Below are 21,450 nucleotides of genomic sequence, written 5' to 3'. Positions count from 1 at the left end.
TGGGCCGGCTGGCCGGGCTTGATAAAATGCCGGGCTTTCCCACCCATTCCGGCCCGACGCCGGCCCAGGAGACGTCATGCCCATCAAGGTCGCGATCAATGGCTACGGCCGCATCGGCCGCAACATCCTCCGCGCGCTGTACGAGTCCCGGCGCACCCACGAGATCCAGGTGGTGGCCGTCAACGACCTGGGCGATGCCGAAACCAACGCCCACCTAACCCAGTACGACACCGCCCACGGTAGGTTCCCGGGTACGGTGTCGGTGGACGGCGGCGACCTGATCGTGAGCATGCCCGGCCAGAATCAGGGCGACCGCATCAAGGTCTGCGCCGAGCGCGACCCGGCCAGGCTGCCCTGGGGCGAGCTGGGCGTGGACGTGGTGCTGGAGTGCACCGGCCTGTTCACGTCCAAGGCCAAGGCCTCGGCCCACCTGTCGGCTGGCGCGAAGAAGGTGATCATCTCGGCCCCGGGCGACAAGGATGTGGACAACACCGTCGTGTTCGGCGTCAACCACCACACCCTGAAGGCCTCGGACACCGTCATTTCCAACGCCTCCTGCACCACCAACTGCCTGGCGCCGCTGGCCAAGGTGCTGCACGAGAAGATCGGCATGGTGCACGGCCTGATGACCACCATCCACGCCTACACCAATGACCAGGTGCTGACCGACGTCTTCCACAAGGACCTGCGCCGTGCCCGTTCCGCCACCCAGAGCCAGATTCCGACCAAGACCGGTGCCGCCGCCGCGGTCGGCCTGGTACTGCCGGAACTCAACGGCAAGCTCACCGGCTTCTCGATGCGCGTGCCGACCATCAACGTCTCGGTGGTGGACCTGAGCTTCGTGGCCGCCCGTCCGACCAGCAAGGACGAGATCGACGCGGTGGTGAAGGCCGCCAGCGAGGGCGAGCTCAAGGGCATCCTGGGCTACAACACCCGGCCGCTGGTATCGGTGGACTTCAACCACGACCCGCACAGCTCGGTCTACGACGCCACGCTCACCCAGGTGATGGGCGGAACGCTGGTGAAGGTCTGCTCCTGGTACGACAACGAGTGGGGCTTCTCCAACCGCATGCTCGACACCACCATCGCCCTGATGGCGGCCAGGTAAGCCCTCGCCGCTTGCCCGAACCGGAAAGACCCCGGCCTCGTGCCGGGGTTTCTTCGTCCGCGTCGAGAACCTCAGGTGGAGTCGCCAGCGACACTGCCGGCGGCGCTGCGGCGCAGGCGGTCGTGGATGGCCAGCCAGTCCGGGTGGGCGGGCGGGCGTTCGGCCAGCAGCAGGTTGGCGCCGCGGGCGTCCAGCTCGCGCAGGGCGGCATACAGGCCGTGCGCGTAGGCGGCCGGGTCCGCCGGCAGGGCCAGGCCCGGCAGGCCTTCCGGCAGCATGTCCAGCACCAGCGCCTGCACACGCTTGCCCAGTGTCTGCTGCTGTTCGGCCTCGACCCGCAAGGCCTCCCGCGGCAGCAGCAGCAGCGGCGTGCGCGGCGCGTAGTGCGCCTCGAGAGTGCCGGATGCGCGCGGGCTGTCGCCGGCAGGGCCCTCGGCGACCGGGCCGATCACCGCTTCGATGACTTCGCGGCCGAGCATTCCCGGTCGCAGGATGCGCGGTGTTTTGCCGGACAGGTCGACGATGGTGCTCTCGATGCCGACCCGGCATTCGCCGCCGTCCAGCACCACCGGCACGGCCTCAGCGAACTCCGCCCGCACATGCGCGGCGCTGGTCGGGCTGAGGTGGCCGAAGCGATTGGCCGAGGGCGCTGCCAGGCCGCCACCGAAGGCGCGCAGCAGTTCCAGCGCCAGCGGATGGTCGGGGCAACGCAGGCCGACGGTGTCCTGGCCGCCGGTGACCTCGTCGGGCACATGCGGCTGGCGGCGCAGTATCAGGGTCAGCGGCCCCGGCCAGAATGCCCGGGCCAGGGCACGGGCACCGTCGGGCACCTCGCGCGCCCAGGCATCCATGGCCTCGGGACCGGCGATGTGCACGATCAGGGGATGGTCGGCCGGTCGACCCTTGAGATCGAACACCCGGCGCACGGCCACGGGGTTGCCGGCGTCGGCGGCCAGGCCATACACGGTTTCGGTGGGCAGGCCGATGGCCTCGCCGCGGCGCAGCGCGGCCAGTGCTTCCTCGATCGTGGCGTCGTGGGTGGTCATGGCGCGCATTGTCCCATGCCCTCCGGAGGTTTGCCGCCACCCGGCCGCAGGGAGGAAAATGCCGCCTTTCCGTTCCTCTGGAGCCGCACCATGTCCATCCTCCGCATGGCCGACCTCGATCTGGCCGGCAAGCGCGTCCTGATCCGCGAAGACCTGAACGTGCCGGTCAAGGACGGCCGCATCACTTCCGAGCAGCGCATCCAGGCGGCGCTGCCGACCCTGCGCCTGGCCCTGGAGAAGGGTGCGGCGGTGATGGTGATGTCGCACCTGGGCCGGCCAAAAGAAGGCGTGTGGAGTGCCGAGGATTCGCTGGCGCCCGTGGCGGCGCGCCTGGGCGAGTTGCTGGGCCGCGAGGTGCCGCTGGTGAAGGACTGGGTGGACGGTGTCGAGGTGCAGCCCGGCCAGATCGTGCTGCTGGAGAACTGCCGCATGAACGTCGGCGAGAAGGCCGACGACGTGGCCCTGGCGAAAAAGTACGCGGCCCTGTGCGACGTGTTCGTCATGGATGCCTTTGGCACCGCCCACCGCGCCCAGGCCTCGACCCACGGCGTGATCCGGTTCGCGAAGCAGGCCTGCGGCGGGCCGCTGCTGATGGCCGAGCTGGACGCGTTGGCCAAGGCCCTGGATGCGCCGGCGCGGCCGCTGCTGGCCATCGTCGCCGGCTCGAAGGTGAGCACCAAGCTCGCGCTGCTGTCCAACCTGGTAACCAGGGTGGATCAGCTGATCGTCGGCGGTGGCATCGCCAACACCTTCATCGCCGCCATGGGACACCCGGTCGGCAAGTCGCTGTGCGAGGCCGACCTGCTGGAAACCGCGCGCGCGATCATGGCCGACGCCAGGGCCCGGGGTGCCGAGATCCCGTTGCCGACCGACGTGGTGGTGGCGCCGGCTTTCGCCGCCGACGCCCCGGCCACGGTGAAGAAGGTGTCCGAAGTCGGCGCCGACGACATGATCCTGGACATCGGTCCGGACACCGCCGCGGCTTACGCGGCGCTGATCGGCAAGGCCGGCAGCGTGATCTGGAACGGCCCGGTCGGCGTGTTCGAGTTCGACGCCTTCGGCAAGGGCACGGAGGCCCTGGCCCGGGCCATCGCCGCCTCGCCGGCGTTTTCGATCGCCGGCGGCGGTGACACCCTGGCGGCGGTGGAGAAGTACGGGGTCGAATCCGGCATCGGCTACATCAGCACCGGCGGCGGCGCCTTCCTGGAGTTCTGCGAGGGCAAGGAGCTGCCGGCGGTGGCGGCGCTGAAGGCGCGCGCGGCCTGAAACGGCGCGGACGTCACGGCAAGGTCGCGGGCCCGTGCTAGCGTAACCGGGACACCGACCGCGGGCCGCCGCCATGAGCCACCCGATCCAGCGCCGCACCAAGATACTCGCCACCCTGGGACCGGCCACCGACGCGCCGGGCGTGATGGACGGCCTGGTCCGGGCCGGGGTCAATGTGGTGCGGCTGAACTTCTCGCACGGCAGCGCCGACCAGCATGCGGCCCGGGTGGCGTCGCTGCGCGAGGCGGCAGAGCGCCAGGGCCGCGAAGTGGGCGTGCTGGCCGACCTGCCGGGCCCGAAGATCAGGATCGAGCGGTTCGCCGAGGGCCGGGTGACCTTGCAGGCAGGCCAGGCCTTCACCCTGGACTGCCGCGCCGATGCTCCGCCCGGCGACACATCCCGGGTCGGCGTGAGCTACCTCGGCCTGACCGGCGACGTCGCTCCCGGCGACGTGCTGCTGCTGGACGACGGCCTGATCGCCCTGCGTGTCGTCGCGGTCGAGGCAGACGCCGTCCGCACCGAGGTGCTGACCGACGGCGTGCTGGCCGACCGCAAGGGCCTGAACCGGCTCGGCGGCGGTCTGTCCCTGGGGGCGCTGTCGGAGGCCGACCGCGCCCACATCGTCACCGCCGCCGGCCTGGACGTGGACTTCATCGCGGTGTCGTTCTGCCGCAATGCCGCCGACATCGAGCAGGCACGAGGCCTGGCCCGGGCTGCCGGCAGCGACGCCGCCATCGTCGCCAAGATCGAGCGCGCCGAGGCCATCGCCAACCTCGAGGAAATCACCGCCGCCGCCGACGTGGTCATGGTGGCGCGCGGCGACCTGGGCGTGGAGATCGGCGACGCCGAGCTGCCCGGTCTGCAGAAGAAGATCATCCGCACGGCCCTGGAGCACAACAAGGTGGTGATCACCGCCACCCAGATGCTGCAGTCCATGGTGGACAACCCGATCCCGACCCGGGCCGAAGTGCTGGACGTGGCCAACTCGGTCATTGACGGTACCGACGCGGTGATGCTGTCGGCCGAAACCGCCTCGGGCCAGCACCCGGTCAAGGCGGTCGAGGCGATGGCGCGCATCTGCCTGGGTGCCGAACGCCAGTTCGACCGCGACACCGATTTCGAGAAGGCGCCGCGCGGCCTGCAGCGGGCCGATCAGGCCATCGCCATGGCCAGCATGTTCCTGGCCGAGCACATCCAGGTGCGGGCCATCGTCGCCCTGACCGAATCCGGCGGGACCGCCCGCTTCCTGTCGCGGTTCCGGTCGCAGGTGCCGATCTACGGCCTGTCGCGGCATGCGCCGGCGCGCCGGCGCATGGCCCTGGTGCGCGACGTGTTTCCGGTGGACTTCGACAGTCACGGCCTCGGCAGCCGCGAGGCCGCCGCCCGGGCGATCGGCCAGTTGTTTGGCGCCGGCTTGCTGGCCGAGGGCGACCGGGTCATCGTGACCAGCGGCGACCACATGCAGCTGCACGGCGCCACCAACACCCTGCGCCTGCTGCAGGTCGGGACCGGCGGCAAGGCCGAGGGCCTGGGCGAGCTCTGAGGCGTGTCCTGGAGGCGGTTTCGGGCCGATCCCGATCCTGCCCCTGGCCCGGTCCCCGGGCCGATCCGAGCCTGGCCGGGGATGGGCGGGTATAATGCCCGGCTCCCAGCCACACCCCCGGAATCGTCCCATGAGCATCGACCAACTCGCCGAGACCGCCCAGGCCATGGTGGCCGCAGGCAAGGGCATCATCGCCATCGATGAGTCCACCAACACCATCAGGAAGCGTTTCGAGGCCGTCGGCATCGAGAGCACCGAGGAGAACCGGCGCGCCTACCGGGAGATGCTGCTGACCACCCCGGGCCTGGGCGACTACATTTCCGGCGCCATCCTCTACGACGAGACCATCCGCCAGTCCACCCGCGACGGCGTGCCCTTCACCAAGGTCATGGCGGACGCCGGCGTGATTCCCGGCATCAAGGTGGACAAGGGCGCCATGCCGCTGGCCGGCTTCCCCGGCGAGCTCGTCACCGAAGGCCTGGACGGCCTGCGCGACCGCCTGAAGGAGTATGCGAAGCTCGGCGCCAGGTTCGCCAAGTGGCGCGCCGTGATCACCATCGGCGAGGACATGCCCTCGGGCACCTGCATCGAGGCCAACAGCCACGCCCTGGCCCGCTACGCCGCGCTGTGCCAGGAGCAGGGCATCGTGCCGATGGTGGAGCCTGAAGTGCTGATGGACGGCGATCACGACATCGACACCTGCTACGAGGTCACCGAGGTCACCCTGCGTTCGCTGTTCGGTGCCCTGTACGAGCACAACGTCATGCTCGAGGGCACGATCCTCAAGGCCAGCATGGTCGTGCCTGGCAAGAGCTGCCCGGAGCAGGCCTCGATCGAGGAGGTCGCCGAACTGACCCTGCGCTGCCTGAAATCCTCGGTGCCGGCCACCCTGCCGGGCATCGTCTTCCTTTCCGGCGGCCAGAGCGACGAGGCTGCCACCGCCCATCTCAATGCCATGAACCAGATGGGTCCCAAGCCCTGGCCGCTGAGCTTCAGCTACGGCCGCGCCATGCAGTCGGCGGCGCTGAAGCTCTGGGCCAGGGACATGAGCGGCAACTACGCTGCCGCCCAGCAGACCGTGTACGCCCGCGCCAAGGACAACGGCCTGGCCGCGCTCGGCCGCTGGAAGTCGGCCGCCTGAGCCGGCCAGCCATGTGGACCCGCGGACGCCGGCCCCGTGCCGGCGTTCGCGTTTTTGCGCCGCCGTCACCCGTGGGCGGTCGGGGGCGGCGTAGAATCGGGCCCTTGCGAACTTTTTGCCCGGACCCCGGGTCCATGCCTGGACCCGCCCGCGGCCGCGGGCCCCAGACCGAGGAAGTCCCCGCCCCATGATCCGATTGCGCCCGCCGTCCGTCCTCCTGCTCGTCCTCCTCCTGACCGCCTGCGGCCGGGAAACGGCGGACGGCGGACCACCCACGGCGGTCGTGGTCACCACCACGGTGGTGCAGCCGCAGCCATGGAGCGACACCATCGAGGCCCTGGGCACCGCCCGGGCCAACGAGTCGGTGCTGATCACCGCCAAGGTCACCGAGACGGTGGTGCGGGTGAACTTCGAAGACGGTGACGAGGTCGAGGCCGGCGATGTGCTGGTGGATCTGTCGGGCAAGGCCGAACTGGCCGGCCTGGAAGAGGCCGCCGCCGCCTACCGCGAAGCCCGGCAGCAGTACGAACGCCAGCGCGAGCTGGCCGAGCGCAAGTTGATCTCCGCCGGCCAGCTCGACACCCAGCGTGCCGCCATGGAGTCGGCGCGCGCGCGCCTGGACGCCACCCGTGCCCGCCTGGCCGACCGGGTCATCACCGCCCCCTTCGCTGGCGTGCTCGGCTTTCGCCAGGTCAGCCCAGGTACCCTGGTGACGCCGGGCACCACCATCACCAGTCTCGACGACATATCGGTAATCAAGCTCGACTTCACCATCCCGGAAACCTACCTTTCGGCGGTCGCACCGGGCCAGACGGTGCGTGCCCGCAGCGCGGCCTGGCCGGAGCGAGAGTTCGAAGGCCGGGTCGCCACGGTGGAGTCCCGGGTGGATCCGGTGACCCGCGCCGTCACCGTCCGCGCGGAACTTCCCAACCCGGACCGGCTGCTGCGCCCCGGCATGCTGCTGACGCTGCGGCTGTTCCAGCCCGAGCGGCAGGCCCTGGTCGTGCCCGAGATCGCGGTCACCCAGGTGGCCCGCGACGCCCATGTGTTCCGGGTGCGCGAGGATGGCACGGTCGAGCAGGTTCCGGTAACCCTGGGCGCGCGTCGGGCCGGAGAGGTCGAGGTCGCCGCAGGGCTGTCGGCCGGCGATCGCATCGTCGTCGATGGCGTGGTCAAGCTGCGCCCGGGCATGCGCGTGGCCGAGGCGAATCCCGAACCGGCCGCTGCAGGCTGAGGAGCGCGCCATGGTGCTTTCCGATCTGTCGATCCGCAGGCCGGTCCTGGCCACGGTGATGAGCCTGATGCTGGTGGCCCTGGGCCTGATCTCCTTCAGCCGCCTGACCCTGCGCGAGCTGCCCGACATCGATCCGCCGATCGTCTCGATCGATGGCAGTTACACCGGCGCCTCGGCCGCGGTGGTCGAAACCCGAATGACCCAGGTGCTGGAAGATGCCATCGCCGGTATCGAGGGTATCCGCAGCGTGGAGTCGCGCAGCCGCAACGGCGGCTTCGACATCACCATCGAATTCAGCCTCGACCGCGACATCGAGAGCGCCACCAACGACGTGCGCAGCGCGGTCAGTCGGGTGCTGGATCGCCTGCCCCAGGAGGCCGACCCGCCCGAGGTGGAGAAAGTGGCCGCCGGCGCCGAGGTGGTGCTCTGGCTGGCGCTGCAGAGCCGGACCATGGACCAGCTCGAGCTGGCCGATTACGCCGAGCGCTACATCGTGGACCGGCTGTCGGTGGTGGACGGCGTGGCCAACGTCCGGGTCGGCGGCGCCCAGCGCTACGCCATGCGCATCTGGCTGGACCGGCAGGCGATGGCGGCGCGCGGCCTGACCGTGGCCGATGTCGAGGAGGCCCTGCGGCGCGAAAACGTCGAGCTGCCGGCGGGGCGGCTGGAGTCCGCCAGCCGTGATTTCACCCTGCGGGTGGAACGTGCTTACCAGGGTCCGGAAGACTTCGAACGCCTGGCGGTGGCCAAGGGCCCGGACGGCCACATCGTCCGCCTGGGCGAAATCGCCGACGTCACGCTGGAGGCGGCCGATCGGCGCGCCTACTACCGTGGCGACGGCTTGCCGCAGGTGGGCCTTGGCGTGATCAAGACCTCCACCGCCAACAGCCTGGACGTGGCCGAGGGCATCCGTTCCGAGATGGCGCGGATCGCCGAGACCCTGCCCGAGGGCACCACCCTGGACGTCTCCTACGATGCCACCGTGTTCATCCAGTCGGCGGTGAACCGGGTCTACATGACCCTGCTGGAGGCGATCCTGCTGGTGCTGGTGGTGATCTATCTGTTCCTTGGCAGTGCCCGCGCCGCGCTGATTCCGGCCGTTACCGTGCCGGTCTGCCTGATCGCCGCCTTTCTGGGTCTGTACCTGTTCGGTTTCTCGATCAACCTGCTGACCCTGCTGGCCCTGGTGCTTTGCATCGGCCTGGTGGTGGACGACGCCATCATCGTCCTGGAGAACTGCCAGCGCCGCGCCGACCTGGGCGAGCCGCCGCTGGTGGCGGCGCGGCGCGGCACCCGCCAGGTGGCCTTTGCCGTGATCGCGACCACGGCGGTGCTGATTTCGGTGTTCCTGCCGGTGGCCTTCATGGAGGGCAACAACGGCCGGCTGTTCCGCGAGCTGGCGGTGACCATGGCCGGCGCCATCGCCCTGTCGGCCTTCGTGGCCCTGAGCCTCACCCCGATGATGTGTTCGCTGCTGGTGCGGCCGCATACCGCCCCGCGCGGGCTGGATGCCTGGGTGCACCGTCGGCTAGCTCGCCTTACCGAAGCCTACCGTCGCTTGCTTGAGCACACGGTAGGCCGGCCGGTGCTGTTCATCGTCGCCATGCTGGCCACCTTCGCCCTGACCGCCTTGCTGTTCGCCGCCGCCCCGCGCGAGTTGGCCCCGCCGGAGGATCGCGGCTCCTTTTTCGTCAGCGTGTCCGGGCCCGAGGGTGCCGGCTTCGATTACACGGTGGGCAACCTGCAGGAGATCGAGCGACGCCTGCTGGCCATGCGCGACGGCGGCGAGCCCATCCACCGGGTGATCAGCCGGGCACCGGCCGGCTGGGGCAGCAGCGAGGAGATGCATACCGGCCAGGCCATCGTCATCCTCAGCGACTGGGGACAACGCGAGCAGACGACCGACGAGGTGGTGGCCAAGGCCCGGCGCGAGCTGGCCGGCGTGCCCGGCGTGCGCGCGGTTCCGATCGTGCGCCAGGGCCTTGTCCGTAGCTCGGGCCAGCCGCTGCAGGTGGTGCTGGGCGGACCCAGCTACGAGGAGCTGGCCCGCTGGCGCGACCGGATGGTCGCGCGCATGGAACAGAACCCCAACCTGTTGTCGGTGGACTCCGACTACAAGGAAACGCGCCCGCAGATGCGCATCGAGGTGGACCGGGCAAGGGCAGCGGACCTGGGCGTTTCCGCCCAGGAGATCGGTCGAACCCTGGAAACCATGATGGGTTCCCGCCGGGTCACCACCTTCGTGGACGACGGCGAGGAGTACGACGTGGTCCTGCAGGCGCGCCAGGCCGACCGCGCCAGCCCGGCCGACCTCAGCAGCCTGTACGTGCGATCGCAGCGCAGCGGCGAGCTGGTACCGCTGTCCAGCCTGGTGACGCTGACCGAAGTGGCCGAGCCAGGCACGCTGAATCGCTACAACCGCCTGCGCGCGATCACTCTCGAGGCTGGCCTTGCCCCGGGCTACACCCTTGGCGAAGCCCTGGACTGGGTTCGCCAGGTGGCGGCCGAGGAGCTGCCCGACTACGCCCAGCTCGACTACAAGGGCGAATCGCTGGAATACCAGCGCGCCGGCGGCACCGTCCTGTTCACCTTCGCGATGGCGCTGCTCATCGTCTACCTGGTGCTGGCGGCGCAGTTCGAGAGCTTCCTGCATCCGATCGTGATCATGCTGACCGTGCCGCTGGCGGTACTGGGCGCCCTGATCGGCCTGTGGCTGATGGGCTCGACGCTGAACCTGTTCAGCCAGATCGGCATCATCATGCTGGTGGGCCTGGCAGCCAAGAACGGCATTCTGATCGTCGAGTTCGCCAACCAGCTACGCGACGAGGGCCGGGCGGTGCGCGAGGCCATCCTGGAGGCGTCCGCCACCCGGCTGAGGCCGATCCTGATGACCTCGATCGCCACCATCTTCGGGGCCGTGCCGCTGGTCACGGCCGGCGGCGCCGGTTCGGCCAGCCGGGTCACCATCGGTATCGTGGTGATCTTCGGCGTGGCCTTCTCCACCCTGCTTTCGCTGTTCGTGATTCCGGCGTTCTATGCGCTGCTGGCGCCCTACACGCGCTCGCCGGAAGCGGTGGCGCGCCGGCTCGAGAAGCTGGAGCGGGAAACCCCATCGGTGGGCGGCCATGCCTGATCGGCGCCGCTCCGTTCAGGCGCTGCCCCCGGGTCGCCCTGGTCCGGCTGCTGTCCGCGAGCAGAGGGTGTATGGCCTGAATGCCTGCCTGGCCCTGTTCCGGCAGCGGCCACAGGACCTGCGCAAGGTCTGGCTGCTGGAATCGCGCCTTCCGGCCCTGAAGCCGGTGCTGGCCTGGTGTGTGGCCCGGCGGATCGGCTACTCGGTGGTCGGGGACGAGGATCTGCGTCGCCTCTCCGGCAGCGGGCACCATGAGGGTGTGGTGTTCGCCGCCCTCGCCCCGGTCGAACGCAGCCTGGACGCCTGGTTGCGCGGCCTGCCGGCCGGGCCGGTGCTGGCGGTGTGGCTGGACGGCGTCGGCAATCCGCACAATCTCGGCGCCATCCTGCGTTCCTCGGCGCATTTCGGCGTGGCCGGCCTGCTGCTGCCGCAGGGCTCGTCGCTGGGCCTGTCGGGCGCGGCCGCCCGCGTGGCCGAGGGCGGCGCCGAGCAGGTGCCGCTGGTGCGCCTGGGCCGGCCGGACGAGAGCCTGGTGCGGCTGGAAGCCGCCGGCTTCGTCGCCGCCGCCACCGTCGTCCGCGGTGGCCAGCCGCTGTACGGCACCGTCCTGCCGGAGCGCCTGCTGCTGATGATGGGCGCCGAAGGCGAGGGCATGGATCCGGCCCTGGCCGGCGTCGCCGGCATGCGCCTGGGCATTCCCGGCACGGGCGCGGTGGAAAGCCTCAACGTCGCCGCCGCCACTGCCGTATTCCTGGGCGAGTGGTGGCGCCAGCACCGCACCTGAACCCGTTCAGCCCGGGCCGGGCATACTTCGGCCCCATGAAACGCTTCCTGCTTGCCCTGATCCTGGGCCTGGGGCTGGTCGTGTCCGCCCAGGCCCGCACCGAGTACGGCGTCGAGTACGTCGTGCGCTTCCTGCCCGCCGAGGCTCAGGCCGACGTTTCCATCCGGCTGAAGCCCGGCACCGGCGAGGTCCGGCACATGCGCCTGTACATGCCCGAGGCGCGCTATCCGCGCGTCTACGGCGATGGCGAGGTGGTCCGGGACGGCGACTACATCGACTGGACGCCGCCACGCGGCGAGCCGGCCCGGCTGCGCTACCGGCACCTGATCGACCATCGTCGCCGCGACGGCGGTCATGATGCCCGCATCACTGCCGACTGGGTGATCGCCCGCGGCGACGACCTGGTGCCGCGCGCCACCGTGCGCGCCACCCGGGGCGCCGACTCCAGGGCGCGACTGCGCTTCGTGCTGCCCGAAGGCTGGACCAATGCGGACACGCCCTACCTGCGCAGCCGCGATGGCAAGTCCTTCGTGATCGTCAATCCGGAACGCCGCTTCGACCGGCCGACCGGCTGGATCATCGCCGGCTCGGTCGGTACCCGTCGCGAACGGGTCGGCGACACCGAGATCAGCGTGGCCGGCCCCAAGGGCGATGTCATCCGCCGCAACGACACCCTGGCCTTCCTGTACAACCTGGTGCCGGAGTTCCAGCGGGCCTTCGGCGAGGTGCCGCGCAAGCTGCTGATCGTCAGCGCCGGCGATCCGATGTGGCGCGGCGGCCTGTCCGGCCCCCGTTCCCTGTGGATGCATGCCGATCGGCCGCTGATCAGCGAGAACGGTACCAGCACGCTCACCCACGAACTGTTCCACGTCATCACCCGCATCCGCGGTGCCGATGGCGACGACTGGATCGCCGAAGGCCTGGCCGAGTACTACTCGATCGAGCTGCTGCGGCGGGCCGGCCTGATCAGCCCCGACCGGGCCAACAGGGCCTTCCGCTGGATGCGCCGTCACGGCCGCGGCGTGACGTCGCTGGATACCGATCGCTCGCGGGGTCCGGTCACCGCCCGCGCCGTGCAGCTGTTCCGCGAGTTGGACGCCGAGATCGGCGAGCGTAGCGGCGGCAGGCGGGACCTGGACGACCTGGTGATCCGCCTGCTGCCCCTGCGCGAGGTCTCCCGCGAGGATCTGGCCGGCGAATTCGAAGCCCTGACCGGCGCGCCCTCCCGCGTGCTGGACACCGCGCTGCTGCGCTGAGGCGGCGCGACTACTCCGCCGCCTTCGCGGGCGCGCTGCCGAAGTCCACCGTGGTTTCGGCCGCCAGCCAGGCCAGCACCGCATAGGCGGCGACCTGCTGGTCCAGGGCAGCCGGCTCGATCTTGTCCAGCGTGTCGTTGGGCGTGTGGTGGTAGTCGAAATAGTCGGTGCCGTCCTGGGCCAACTGGGCCCAGGGGGCGCCCTTGGCGACGATCGGGCCCACATCCGGTCCGGGACCGCCGACGCCGCGCTCGGTGGTGATGCCAAGCGGCGCCAGCACCTGGCCGATACGTTCGATCACCGGCCAGGCCGCATCGTCGACCCCGGCGCGCAACGCATAGATGCGGCCGGCGCCGAAATCGCTTTCGGCGCCCAGCTGATGCAGCGGAACGGCACCCTCGGCGGCGCGCGCCTCGGCATAGGCCTTGCCGCCGTACAGGCCCTGCTCCTCGTTGGCATAGGCGATCACCCGCACGGTGCGGCGCGGGCGCTGCTCAAGCGAGGCGATAAGGGCGCCGGCGGCGGCGGTGATGGCCACGCCGGCGCCGTCGTCGATGGCGCCGGTGCCCTGGTCCCAGGAATCAAGATGCCCGCCGATGGTCACCACCTCTTGCGGCAGTTCGCGCCCGGTGACCTCGGCGATGACATTGTGCGAGGTGTACTGGCCGACGGTCTCGGCGGAGATGTCCAGGCGCAGGCGGACCGTATGCCCCGCTTCGATCATGCGCACCAGCTGGTCGGCGTCGGGGTTGGACAGCGCGCCGGCCGGGATGCGCGGTACGTCCGCGACATAACGCATCGCCCCGGTATGGGCGAAGCGGTCGTTACTGGTGCCGATCGAACGGATCAGCACGGCGACCGCGCCCTTGCGCGCGGCTTCCACCGCGCCGTTGCTACGCGCACCGACGGCGGGACCGTAGCCACGGCCATCGCGGAAACGCTGCATACGGTTGCTGATGAAGGCTATCTTGCCCCGCAGGCTGCCCTCCGGCGCCGCCTTGAGTGCATCCAGGGTGGCGAACTCGACGATCTCCGCCTCGAGCGGCCCATCGGTACCGACGCTGCCGCCAAGCGCCGTCACCACCAGCGGCTGCGGGAAGGGCGCCAGCACGGCGGCGGATTCGCGGTGCCGCAACCAGACCGGGAAGGTCACCGGTTCCAGGTAGACCCGGTCGAAACCCATGGCCTCGAAGCGTGCCTTCGTCCAGGCGACGGCGCGGGCATCGGCCTCGGTGCCGGCCAGGCGCGGGCCGATCTCGGTGGTCAGCCCCGCCACGAAGTCCCAGGCAGCATTGCCGGCCAGGGCCTGTTCGCGAAGGCGCTCGGCAGTGGCGATCGCGGCGGCGTCAAGGCCGGTGTCGCCGGCGCTGGCGGGAAAGGTAGAGAGGGCGAGAAAAGCGGCGAACAAGCGGCGGAGGGCGCGCATCCTTTCGTGTCCTTGCGGAGGGAGGCCGGCCCGGGGCCGGCGGCGTGGAACGGAGCGGGATCAGCGCGACTTCAGCGCGTCGCGGATCTCGGTGAGCAGCTTCACTTCCTCGCTGGGGCCGGGCGCCGCCGCCGCGGCCTGCTCCTGCTTGCGCTTGAGCGAGTTCATCGCCTTGATGAACAGGAAGATGGCGAAGGCGATGATGAGGAAGTCGACGATGGTCTGGATGAAGGCGCCGTAGTTGAGCGTGAGCGCCGGGACGGCCTGGCCGGCGGCGTCCACGCCGGCGGCACGCAGTTCGATGGCCAGGTCGCTGAAGTCCACACCGCCGACCATCAGCCCGACCAGGGGCATGATCACCCCGTCCACAAGCGAGGAGACGATCTTGCCAAAAGCGGCGCCGATCACCACGCCGACGGCGAGGTCCACGACGTTGCCGCGCATCGCGAATTCCCGGAACTCGGAGATCATGCCCATCGTGTCGTTTCCCATGGCCAGGCGGCCGGTCGCCGCCTGCCGGAATTTACACCAGCCGGCTCAGGTGATGCCGCCGGCCAGTTCCACCAGGTCGTCCAGTCCGGCACGGAACCGGTCGCCTGGCTGCAGCGCGGCGACGCCGGCCGGGGTGCCGGCGAACACCAGGTCGCCCGCGCGCAGGTCGTACAGTTTCGAGAGCTCGTGGATGACCTCGGCGACTGAGAACACCATCTGGTCGAGAGTGGCCTGCTGGCGCAGCTCGCCGTTGACGTCCAGCCAGAGCCGGCGCGGCGGCATTGCTCCGGCCAGGCCGACCGGCACTATCTCGCTGACCGGTGCGGACCGGTCGAAGCCCTTGGCCGTGTCCCAAGGCAAGCCGCCGGCCTTGGCCCTGGCCTGCAGGTCGCGCCGGGTCAGGTCCAGACCGACGGCGTAGCCGAATACCAGAGCCGGGGCGCCGTCCACCGGCACCACGCCCTCGGCGTTCCGGCCCAGGGCCACCACCAGCTCGACCTCGTGATGCAGGTCCGAGGTGCCGCGCGGATAGGGCAGGAGGCCGCCGCCCGGCACCACCGCGTCGGCGGGTTTGGCGAAAAACACCGGATTGCCCCGGTCCACCGCCGCGCCCATCTCCTTGGCGTGGTCGGCGAAGTTGCGGCCGATGCAGTAGATGCGGTGCACCGGGAACCGGGCCCCGGTGCCGCGCACCGGCAGGCTGGGCGGGACGGGGGCGGGAAAGACGGTCTGGGTCATCGCGCTCGGGAGGTTTCGGCTGGGGTTCCGATCTTATCGGTTCGCCCCATCGGTTCGCCCCGGCCTCCCGTCGTGCCCTCGTTCGTCGGGAAGGCGGTCGCGCCTGCCCGACGGAAGGCGCCTCAGCGCAGGCCGAGCCGGCTGCCGGGCTTGCGTACCAGGGTGTACTCGCCTTCGATGACGTCGCCGGCTGGCGACGGCCGGACCGCGTCCTCGCGGCGGTTGCGCAGCAGGCGGCGCAGCGCCGCGAACAGCAGCATGCCCAGGCCGATCACCACCCCGAAGGCCACCAGCACCAGCAGCAGGACCAGGCCGAGCAGGCCCAGCAGCGCCCGCAGCAGCGGATTGCGCGGCTTGCAGGGGCGATAGGCGAACAGGCGGTGGAAGACGAAGGTCATCGGCTGCATGGCAGACTACGGGGGTCGCAGTATGGCGAGCCTGCCCGTGGAAAGTGTAAGTGGAACGTTAATCCGCCTGGCCGGCGAGCCGCCCGAGGGCTTGTCCGAATGCGAAGTCGAGCTCGAGGGCGAGACGCAATCGCTGATCGTGCTGCGACAAGGACCGGAGGTCCGTGCCTGGCTCAACATCTGCCCGCATGCCGGCCGCCGCCTGGACTGGGCGCCAGGCCGGTTCCTGGTGGACAAGCAGGGGCATCTGGTCTGCGCCGCGCACGGGGCCACGTTCGAGCTGGGCCGTGGCGAGTGCGTGGCCGGGCCCTGCAAGGGCGCTTCGCTGCTGCCGGTGGCGGTGAGCCTGGATTGACCGCCTCGGCCTGGTCAGAACAGCAGGTTCACCATCAGCAGGACGATGACCAGATAGATCGCGGTCAGCGGGGCCCCGACCCGCCAGAAGTCGCGCGGCCCGTATCCGGCCGGACCGGTCACCATGGCCAGTACCGGATTGGACACGCTCAGGAAGTTGTTCGAGGCCGACAGCGCCACCAGGACCGCGAAGGCCAGCGGGCTGCCGTCCGATACCAGGGCGACGTTGATCGCCATCGGCACCATCACCACGGTGGCGCCGACGTTGCCGATGACCAGGGCGAAACCGGTGGCCAGCAGGCCGATCGCCGCCTGCAGTACCCACTGCGGCACGTCCGGGCCGATCCGTTCCAGCAGCTGCTGGGCGACCCAGGCGGCGGCGCCGGTCGAATCCATGGCCCAGCCCAGCGGAATCAGGCAGGCCATCAGGAACACGGTCTTCCAGCTCACTGCCGCGTAGGCCTCGTCCATGTTCAGCACGCCGGTCAGCATCATCGCCGCCGCCCCGGTCATCAGCGCGATCGGTACCGGCACCAGGGTGGTCAGGGCCAGGACCATGGCGCCCACGAACACCCCCAGGGCCCACCACAGCTTGTGCGGCCGCTGTTCGCCCTTGGGGTAGTCGGTGACCACGACGAAGTCGCGGCCGCCGCTGGCCTGGGCCAGGTCGGTCCAGATGCTGTGGAAGACCAGCATGTCGCCGGCCTTCAGCGGCATGCGCCGGATGTCTTCACGCCAGACCTGGCCCTCGCGGTTGATCGCCAGCAGGCTGATACCGAAGCGCTTGCGCAACTGCAGCTGGGCCTGGGTCTTGCCGATGAAAGAGGAGGTGGGCGGGATCACCGCCTCGGAGATGCCCGAGCGGCTGGGATTGAACAGGTCGGCGAAGTTGCGCAGCCGGGCCGACATGCGCAACAGGTTCTTCTGGGCGTAGTCCTGTACTTCCTCGCGCTTGCCCATCACGCCCAGGACGCTGCCCACCCAGATCATCTGGTCGGCCGGCGGCGCCAGCCGGGCTTCGTTGCCGCTGAGCAGGGCCAGCAGCAGGGGAGCGTCCTTCTGCGCTTCGGCCTCGCCGACGCTCATGCCCACCAGCGGGCTTTCGGAGGTGACGGTCAGTTCGAACACCTCGCCTTCGATGCCGTAGGCACGGGCGAAATAACTCTGGGTGCGGCCGGGCGCGACACCTTTTTCCTCGCCCACCTCGCGGCCCAGCAGTCGCCGGCCGAACCAGCGGAAATAGGCCAGGCCGGCCAGCAACAGCGCCGCGCCCACCGGCAGCGGCGAGAACATTTCCAGCGGCTCCAGGGTGGCCGCGCCCGAGGGCAGGTTGCGGTTGGCGGCCACCAGCAGGTCGTTGAGCAGGATCAGCGGCGAGCTGCCGATCATGGTCAGGCTGCCGCCCAGCACGATGGCCGCCGCCACCGGCATCAGCAGCCGGCCCAGGCCGATGCCGGTGCGGCCGGACAGGCGCGAGGCCACCGGCAGGAACAGGGCCATCACCGAGGGGTTCTGCATGAAGCCCGAGCTGAAACCGGCCAGGGCCGAGGCCAGCAGGATCAGCCGTTCTTCCATGCCCTTGGACACGCGCAGCAACCAGGTCGCCACCCGGTGCAGGGCGCCGGTGCGGTCCAGGCCGGCGCCGAGGATCATGGTGGCCATCACGCTGATGACGGCATTGCCGGAGAAGCCGTCGAAGATCTGGCCGGCCGGCACCAGCCCGGTCAGTCCCAGCACCACCAGCACCACCAGGGCAGTCGCATCGGCGCGGATGCGCTCGAACATGAACATGCCAATGGTGAAGCCGACCAGGCCCAGCACGATCACCATGTCGCGGGTCAGGGCCAGGCCGGTCTCCATGGTGCGCGCCTTACTCCGGGAGGCGGTCGTACAGCAGGTCCCAGACGCCGTGGCCGAGCTTCAGGCCGCGCGCCTCGAAATGGGTCTGCCGGCGCCAGTCGGGGCGCGGCAAGGCCCCCCGGGGGCCGGCACGGTTGCGCAGGCGCGGTTCGGCATCGAGCACTTCCCACATGTGCTCGGCATAGGGCTGCCAGTCGGTGGCCAGGTGCAGCAGGCCGCCCGGGCGAAGGCGCTCGCACAGCAGGGCGACGAAGGCCGGCTGGAGCAGCCGCCGTTTGTGATGCCGCTTCTTGGGCCAGGGGTCCGGGAAGTAGATGCGCACCTCGTCCAGCGAGCCGGGCGCGATCTCGTCGCGCAACACCTCGACCGCGTCATGCTGGTAGACACGCAGGTTGCGCAGCCGGGCGGCCGCCGCGCCGTTGAGCAGGCGGCCGACGCCGGGGCCATGCACCTCGATGCCGATGAAATCCCGGTCCGGTTCGCGCCCGCAGGCGAACAGCAGCTGCTCGCCGTTGCCGAAGCCGATCTCGACCACGCGCGGGGCGCGGCGGCCGAACACGGCGTCGAAGTCGCGGACCCGGCCGGTGTAGTCCAGGCCGTAGGCCGGCCAGTGCAGCTCCAGGGCGCGCTTCTGGGCCTCGGTCTGCCGGCCCTGACGCAGCACGAAGCTGCGGATCGGGCGTTGCCGCGGAGCGTCCTGGCAGGGGTCGTGGTCGCGGGCGTCGGACATGGCCGCGGCCGCGCTCACAGGAAGTGCCCGTCCAGCGGCGAGGAAGCGTCGGCGTGCCGCCTTTTCGGGATGCGCCCGGCCAGGAAGGCCTGGCGTCCGGCTTCCACCGCCTTGCGCATGGCGCCGGCCATCAGCACCGGATCCTTCGCGCCGGCAATGGCGGTGTTCATCAGCACCCCGTCGCAGCCCAGCTCCATGGCGATGGCGGCGTCGGAGGCGGTGCCGACACCGGCGTCCACCAGCACCGGCACCCTGGCATTCTCGACGATCTCGAGGATGGACCAGCGGTTCTGGATGCCCAGGCCCGAGCCGATCGGCGCCGCCAGCGGCATCACCGCCACGCAGCCGATCTCTTCCAGGCGCCTGGCCAGGATGGGGTCGTCGCTGGTGTAGACCATCACCTGGAAGCCCTCGGCAACCAGGATCTCGGCCGCCTTCAAGGTTTGCACGACGTCGGGGTAAAGGGTTTTCTGGTCGCCCAGCACCTCCAGCTTGACCAGGGAATGGCCGTCCAGCAGTTCGCGCGCCAGCCGGCAGGTGCGCACGGCGTCTTCGGCGGTGTAGCAGCCGGCGGTGTTGGGCAGGATGGTGTAGCGGTCCGGCGGCAGCACGTCCAGCAGGTTGGGCTGGCCGGGGTTCTGGCCGATGTTGCTGCGGCGGATGGCGACGGTGACGATCTCGGCACCGGCGGCCTCGGTGGCCAGTCGGGTCTGTTCGAGATCCCGGAACTTGCCGGTGCCGGTCAGGAGGCGGGAACGGTAGGTCTTGCCGGCGATCACCAGGGGATCGGCGGACGGGGCGGCAGCGGCGGGTTCCATGGTCGCGATTATGGCCCGCCGGCGCGTCTGAGTTAACCCTTTCTTAAGGCCGGCGTTCAGCCGCCGCCGATGGCGTGGATGACCTCGATCCGGTCGCCCTCGCTCAGGACCTGTTCGGCATGCCGGCTGCGCGGCACCACGGCCAGGTTCAGCTCGACCGCGACCTTGCGGCCGGCATAACCGGCCAGTTCCAGCAGGCCGGCCACGGTGGTGCCCGCCGGCACGTCGCGGGCTTCGCCGTTCAGGAGGACTCGCATGCGCACATGGTAGCCCAGGCGCGGGGCGCGGCAGATTGCGGCGGCCGGGCCGGCCTCCGCATAATCGGCCCCGAACGCGGGTGTAGTTCAATGGTAGAACCTCAGCTTCCCAAGCTGATGACGTGGGTTCGATTCCCATCACCCGCTCCATGACCCGACGGCGGCCCTGCGGCCGCCGTCGCCATCTCCGGCCGACGCCATGGAGGTCCGCATGCCGCAGCCCGTTTGCCTGGGCTGGCGCGAGTGGGTGGCCCTGCCCGCCCTGGGCATCGTGGCCATGCGCGCCAAGGTGGATACCGGCGCGCGCTCCTCGGCCCTGCACGTGGAATTCCAGGAAAGCTTCCGGCGCGAGGGCGTGGAATGGGTGCGCTTCGCCGTGGCCACCGGCGTGCACGGGTTCGGCGATAGCCTGGCCGAGGCACCGGTGCTGGACCGCCGCTCGGTCACGGACTCCGGCGGCCACAGCACGCAACGGGTATTCATCCGCACGAGCCTGAGGCTCGCTGGCCAGGAGTGGGAGGCGGACATCAATCTGACCCGACGCCGCAACATGCTATTCCCCATGCTCCTGGGACGGACCGCCCTGGCCGGGCGATTCGTCGTGGACCCGGCCGCTTCCTTCCTGCATGGCCAGGAACCGCCGACCTCATGAAGATCGCCATCCTCTCGCGCAATCCGCGCCTGTACTCGACCCAGCGCCTGGTCGAAGCGGCGCGCGCCCGCGGCCACACGGTGCGGGTGCTGGATCCGCTGCGCTGCTACATGGCGATCGCTCCGGGCGCGTTCCGGCTGCGGTACAAGGGCAGGGAGCTGAGCGGCGTGGATGCGGTGATTCCCCGCATCGGCGCCTCGGTGACGTTCTACGGCACTGCCGTGCTTCGCCAGTTCGAGCTGATGGGCGCCTACAGCCCGAACCCCTCCGACGCCATCCTGCGCGCCCGCGACAAGCTGCGTTGCCACCAGATGCTGGCCGGCGAGGGCCTGGGCCTGCCGCTGACGGTATTCGGCGACAATCCGGATGACACCGAGGACCTGATCGGCCTGCTGGGCAAGCCGCCGCACGTGGTCAAGCTCAACGAGGGCGCCCAGGGCAATGGCGTGGTCCTGGCCGAGACTGCCAGCGCTTCCCGCAGCCTCATCGAGGCCTTCCGCGGCCTCTACGCCAACTTCGTGGTGCAGGAGTTCGTCGCCGAGGCCGGCGGCGCCGACCTGCGCGCCTTCGTGGTCGGCGACCGGGTGGTGGCGGCCATGAAGCGGCAGGCAGGAGAGGGCGAGTTCCGGGCCAACCTGCACCGGGGTGGGCGGGCCAGCCCGGTACGCCTCAGCGAGGTGGAGACGGAGACTGCCGTCAGGGCGGCCCGCATCATGGGTCTCGGCGTTGCAGGCGTGGACATGTTGCGTTCGAAGCGAGGGCCATTGGTGCTGGAGGTGAACTCGAGTCCCGGCCTGGAAGGCATCGAGGCGGCCTCCGGGGTGGACGTGGCATCGGCCATCGTCTCCCTGGCCGAGGCCCGGGTTCTGGAAGCCGGCCGGGGCCGACCCCGCCGCCCCCGCCGGAAGCACCGGGCTTAACCAAAGGGTGAAGCCGATTTAACGGCTCCTTAATACCTCCGGACCTAGGCTAGCCGGGCCGGTAAAGCCATCGGTCCTCCTCGTCAGGGTGGTTCCCGCGGATTTACGGCAATCGGGGCAGTAGCAACCTTTCGGCCCGGCGTGGCGGTCAGACCGTCCCCGGGCCGTTTTCTTGCCCGCCGCAACGATTGGCAGGATGGCCCACGGCCTGGCCGAATGGCCCATGTTCCCTTTGCCCTGGATTGCGGCATCATCGGAGGCCGGGGACGCAGACAGGCACCAGTA

General features: G+C 70.2%; 20 protein-coding genes and 1 tRNA gene. 12 read left to right on the top strand and 9 right to left on the bottom strand.

The window, feature by feature from the left end; genetic code table 11:
* Positions 1-76: 76 nt before the first annotated feature.
* The gene (gap, locus tag F0415_RS05105; protein ID WP_149860123.1) at positions 77-1,108 is read left to right on the top strand and encodes a type I glyceraldehyde-3-phosphate dehydrogenase; all 1,032 of its coding nucleotides are present in this window, start codon (positions 77-79) and stop codon (positions 1,106-1,108) included.
* A gap of 71 nt (positions 1,109-1,179) precedes the next feature.
* Here gap and F0415_RS05100 read toward each other — a convergent pair whose 3' ends face one another.
* The gene (locus tag F0415_RS05100) at positions 1,180-2,154 is read right to left on the bottom strand and encodes an L-threonylcarbamoyladenylate synthase (protein ID WP_149860122.1); all 975 of its coding nucleotides are present in this window, start codon (positions 2,152-2,154) and stop codon (positions 1,180-1,182) included.
* 90 nt (positions 2,155-2,244) lie between these two features.
* Between F0415_RS05100 and F0415_RS05095 the strand changes: the two genes are divergently transcribed.
* The 7 genes from F0415_RS05095 to F0415_RS05065 all read left to right on the top strand — a co-directional run bounded on the left by F0415_RS05095 (position 2,245) and on the right by F0415_RS05065 (position 12,511).
* The gene (locus tag F0415_RS05095; RefSeq protein WP_149860121.1) at positions 2,245-3,420 is read left to right on the top strand and encodes a phosphoglycerate kinase; all 1,176 of its coding nucleotides are present in this window, start codon (positions 2,245-2,247) and stop codon (positions 3,418-3,420) included.
* 73 nt (positions 3,421-3,493) lie between these two features.
* On the top strand, positions 3,494-4,963 hold the full coding sequence (gene pyk / locus F0415_RS05090) for a pyruvate kinase (RefSeq protein WP_149860120.1): 1,470 nt from the start codon (positions 3,494-3,496) through the stop codon (positions 4,961-4,963).
* 130 nt (positions 4,964-5,093) lie between these two features.
* Positions 5,094-6,104 carry a class I fructose-bisphosphate aldolase gene (locus F0415_RS05085; protein WP_149860119.1) on the top strand — a complete coding sequence of 337 codons (1,011 nt, stop codon included), beginning with the start codon at positions 5,094-5,096 and terminating at the stop codon, positions 6,102-6,104.
* Between the two features lie 187 nt (positions 6,105-6,291).
* Complete coding sequence (locus F0415_RS05080; RefSeq protein ID WP_149860118.1) at positions 6,292-7,338, top strand: efflux RND transporter periplasmic adaptor subunit; 1,047 nt, start codon at positions 6,292-6,294, stop codon at positions 7,336-7,338.
* 10 nt (positions 7,339-7,348) lie between these two features.
* Positions 7,349-10,471 carry an efflux RND transporter permease subunit gene (locus F0415_RS05075; RefSeq protein ID WP_149860117.1) on the top strand — a complete coding sequence of 1,041 codons (3,123 nt, stop codon included), beginning with the start codon at positions 7,349-7,351 and terminating at the stop codon, positions 10,469-10,471.
* A 67-nt stretch (positions 10,472-10,538) separates the two neighbouring features.
* Positions 10,539-11,255 carry a TrmH family RNA methyltransferase gene (locus F0415_RS05070; protein WP_425457824.1) on the top strand — a complete coding sequence of 239 codons (717 nt, stop codon included), beginning with the start codon at positions 10,539-10,541 and terminating at the stop codon, positions 11,253-11,255.
* A gap of 35 nt (positions 11,256-11,290) precedes the next feature.
* Positions 11,291-12,511 carry a M61 metallopeptidase family protein gene (locus F0415_RS05065; RefSeq protein WP_149860115.1) on the top strand — a complete coding sequence of 407 codons (1,221 nt, stop codon included), beginning with the start codon at positions 11,291-11,293 and terminating at the stop codon, positions 12,509-12,511.
* Between the two features lie 10 nt (positions 12,512-12,521).
* Here F0415_RS05065 and F0415_RS05060 read toward each other — a convergent pair whose 3' ends face one another.
* From F0415_RS05060 to F0415_RS05045, 4 genes are all read right to left on the bottom strand, one after another.
* A complete protein-coding gene (locus F0415_RS05060; protein ID WP_149860114.1) occupies positions 12,522-13,937 on the bottom strand; it encodes a M28 family peptidase in 1,416 nt (471 codons plus the stop codon).
* Between the two features lie 60 nt (positions 13,938-13,997).
* On the bottom strand, positions 13,998-14,414 hold the full coding sequence (gene mscL, locus F0415_RS05055) for a large-conductance mechanosensitive channel protein MscL (protein WP_149860113.1): 417 nt from the start codon (positions 14,412-14,414) through the stop codon (positions 13,998-14,000).
* 60 nt (positions 14,415-14,474) lie between these two features.
* Positions 14,475-15,167, bottom strand: coding sequence for a fumarylacetoacetate hydrolase family protein (locus F0415_RS05050; RefSeq protein WP_149860112.1), 693 nt, complete (start codon positions 15,165-15,167; stop codon positions 14,475-14,477).
* Positions 15,168-15,289: 122 nt separating this feature from the next.
* Complete coding sequence (locus F0415_RS05045; RefSeq protein ID WP_149860111.1) at positions 15,290-15,574, bottom strand: hypothetical protein; 285 nt, start codon at positions 15,572-15,574, stop codon at positions 15,290-15,292.
* Between the two features lie 22 nt (positions 15,575-15,596).
* On the opposite strand from F0415_RS05045, the gene F0415_RS05040 reads away from it, so the two are divergent.
* Positions 15,597-15,929 carry a Rieske (2Fe-2S) protein gene (locus F0415_RS05040; protein ID WP_149860110.1) on the top strand — a complete coding sequence of 111 codons (333 nt, stop codon included), beginning with the start codon at positions 15,597-15,599 and terminating at the stop codon, positions 15,927-15,929.
* A gap of 14 nt (positions 15,930-15,943) precedes the next feature.
* Here the strand turns inward: F0415_RS05040 and F0415_RS05035 are convergent, their stop codons facing one another.
* Genes F0415_RS05035 through thiS form a run of 4 tightly spaced genes read right to left on the bottom strand, consistent with a single transcriptional unit; the run spans position 15,944 to position 19,593 of the window.
* Positions 15,944-17,788, bottom strand: a complete 1,845-nt coding sequence (locus F0415_RS05035) for an SLC13 family permease (RefSeq protein WP_149860109.1) — start codon at positions 17,786-17,788, stop codon at positions 15,944-15,946.
* A 10-nt stretch (positions 17,789-17,798) separates the two neighbouring features.
* The gene (gene trmB, locus F0415_RS05030) at positions 17,799-18,518 is read right to left on the bottom strand and encodes a tRNA (guanosine(46)-N7)-methyltransferase TrmB (protein WP_149860108.1); all 720 of its coding nucleotides are present in this window, start codon (positions 18,516-18,518) and stop codon (positions 17,799-17,801) included.
* Positions 18,519-18,532: 14 nt separating this feature from the next.
* A complete protein-coding gene (locus F0415_RS05025) occupies positions 18,533-19,336 on the bottom strand; it encodes a thiazole synthase (RefSeq protein ID WP_149860107.1) in 804 nt (267 codons plus the stop codon).
* A 56-nt stretch (positions 19,337-19,392) separates the two neighbouring features.
* Positions 19,393-19,593 (bottom strand): sulfur carrier protein ThiS, encoded by a 201-nt coding sequence (thiS, locus tag F0415_RS05020; RefSeq protein ID WP_149860106.1) that lies wholly within the window; start codon positions 19,591-19,593, stop codon positions 19,393-19,395.
* A gap of 76 nt (positions 19,594-19,669) precedes the next feature.
* Here thiS and F0415_RS05015 point away from each other — a divergent pair.
* From F0415_RS05015 to rimK, 3 genes are all read left to right on the top strand, one after another.
* Positions 19,670-19,743 (top strand) — tRNA-Gly (locus tag F0415_RS05015).
* 61 nt (positions 19,744-19,804) lie between these two features.
* The gene (locus F0415_RS05010; RefSeq protein ID WP_149860105.1) at positions 19,805-20,245 is read left to right on the top strand and encodes an ATP-dependent zinc protease family protein; all 441 of its coding nucleotides are present in this window, start codon (positions 19,805-19,807) and stop codon (positions 20,243-20,245) included.
* On the top strand, positions 20,242-21,165 hold the full coding sequence (gene rimK / locus F0415_RS05005; RefSeq protein ID WP_149860104.1) for a 30S ribosomal protein S6--L-glutamate ligase: 924 nt from the start codon (positions 20,242-20,244) through the stop codon (positions 21,163-21,165). The genes F0415_RS05010 and rimK overlap by 4 nt, the downstream gene beginning before the upstream one ends.
* The last annotated feature ends 285 nt before the right edge of the window (positions 21,166-21,450 follow it).

Source organism: Arenimonas fontis (genome assembly GCF_008386465.1).
In the GTDB taxonomy this organism is placed as follows: Bacteria; Pseudomonadota; Gammaproteobacteria; order Xanthomonadales; family Xanthomonadaceae; genus Arenimonas; species Arenimonas fontis.
Note: the sequence above shows the minus strand (reverse complement) of the source record. Positions and strands in the feature narration are given on the sequence as shown.

What these genes read in the sequence shown, in the direction of transcription:
- gap (WP_149860123.1), top strand. Translation starts at nt 77, where the DNA reads ATGCCCATCAAGGTCGCGATCAATGGCTACGGCCGCATCGGCCGCAAC.
- F0415_RS05100 (WP_149860122.1), bottom strand. Translation starts at nt 2,154, where the DNA reads ATGACCACCCACGACGCCACGATCGAGGAAGCACTGGCCGCGCTGCGC.
- F0415_RS05095 (WP_149860121.1), top strand. Translation starts at nt 2,245, where the DNA reads ATGTCCATCCTCCGCATGGCCGACCTCGATCTGGCCGGCAAGCGCGTC.
- pyk (WP_149860120.1), top strand. Translation starts at nt 3,494, where the DNA reads ATGAGCCACCCGATCCAGCGCCGCACCAAGATACTCGCCACCCTGGGA.
- F0415_RS05085 (WP_149860119.1), top strand. Translation starts at nt 5,094, where the DNA reads ATGAGCATCGACCAACTCGCCGAGACCGCCCAGGCCATGGTGGCCGCA.
- F0415_RS05080 (WP_149860118.1), top strand. Translation starts at nt 6,292, where the DNA reads ATGATCCGATTGCGCCCGCCGTCCGTCCTCCTGCTCGTCCTCCTCCTG.
- F0415_RS05075 (WP_149860117.1), top strand. Translation starts at nt 7,349, where the DNA reads ATGGTGCTTTCCGATCTGTCGATCCGCAGGCCGGTCCTGGCCACGGTG.
- F0415_RS05065 (WP_149860115.1), top strand. Translation starts at nt 11,291, where the DNA reads ATGAAACGCTTCCTGCTTGCCCTGATCCTGGGCCTGGGGCTGGTCGTG.
- F0415_RS05060 (WP_149860114.1), bottom strand. Translation starts at nt 13,937, where the DNA reads ATGCGCGCCCTCCGCCGCTTGTTCGCCGCTTTTCTCGCCCTCTCTACC.
- mscL (WP_149860113.1), bottom strand. Translation starts at nt 14,414, where the DNA reads ATGGGCATGATCTCCGAGTTCCGGGAATTCGCGATGCGCGGCAACGTC.
- F0415_RS05050 (WP_149860112.1), bottom strand. Translation starts at nt 15,167, where the DNA reads ATGACCCAGACCGTCTTTCCCGCCCCCGTCCCGCCCAGCCTGCCGGTG.
- F0415_RS05045 (WP_149860111.1), bottom strand. Translation starts at nt 15,574, where the DNA reads ATGCAGCCGATGACCTTCGTCTTCCACCGCCTGTTCGCCTATCGCCCC.
- F0415_RS05040 (WP_149860110.1), top strand. Translation starts at nt 15,597, where the DNA reads ATGGCGAGCCTGCCCGTGGAAAGTGTAAGTGGAACGTTAATCCGCCTG.
- F0415_RS05035 (WP_149860109.1), bottom strand. Translation starts at nt 17,788, where the DNA reads ATGGAGACCGGCCTGGCCCTGACCCGCGACATGGTGATCGTGCTGGGC.
- trmB (WP_149860108.1), bottom strand. Translation starts at nt 18,518, where the DNA reads ATGTCCGACGCCCGCGACCACGACCCCTGCCAGGACGCTCCGCGGCAA.
- F0415_RS05025 (WP_149860107.1), bottom strand. Translation starts at nt 19,336, where the DNA reads ATGGAACCCGCCGCTGCCGCCCCGTCCGCCGATCCCCTGGTGATCGCC.
- thiS (WP_149860106.1), bottom strand. Translation starts at nt 19,593, where the DNA reads ATGCGAGTCCTCCTGAACGGCGAAGCCCGCGACGTGCCGGCGGGCACC.
- F0415_RS05010 (WP_149860105.1), top strand. Translation starts at nt 19,805, where the DNA reads ATGCCGCAGCCCGTTTGCCTGGGCTGGCGCGAGTGGGTGGCCCTGCCC.
- rimK (WP_149860104.1), top strand. Translation starts at nt 20,242, where the DNA reads ATGAAGATCGCCATCCTCTCGCGCAATCCGCGCCTGTACTCGACCCAG.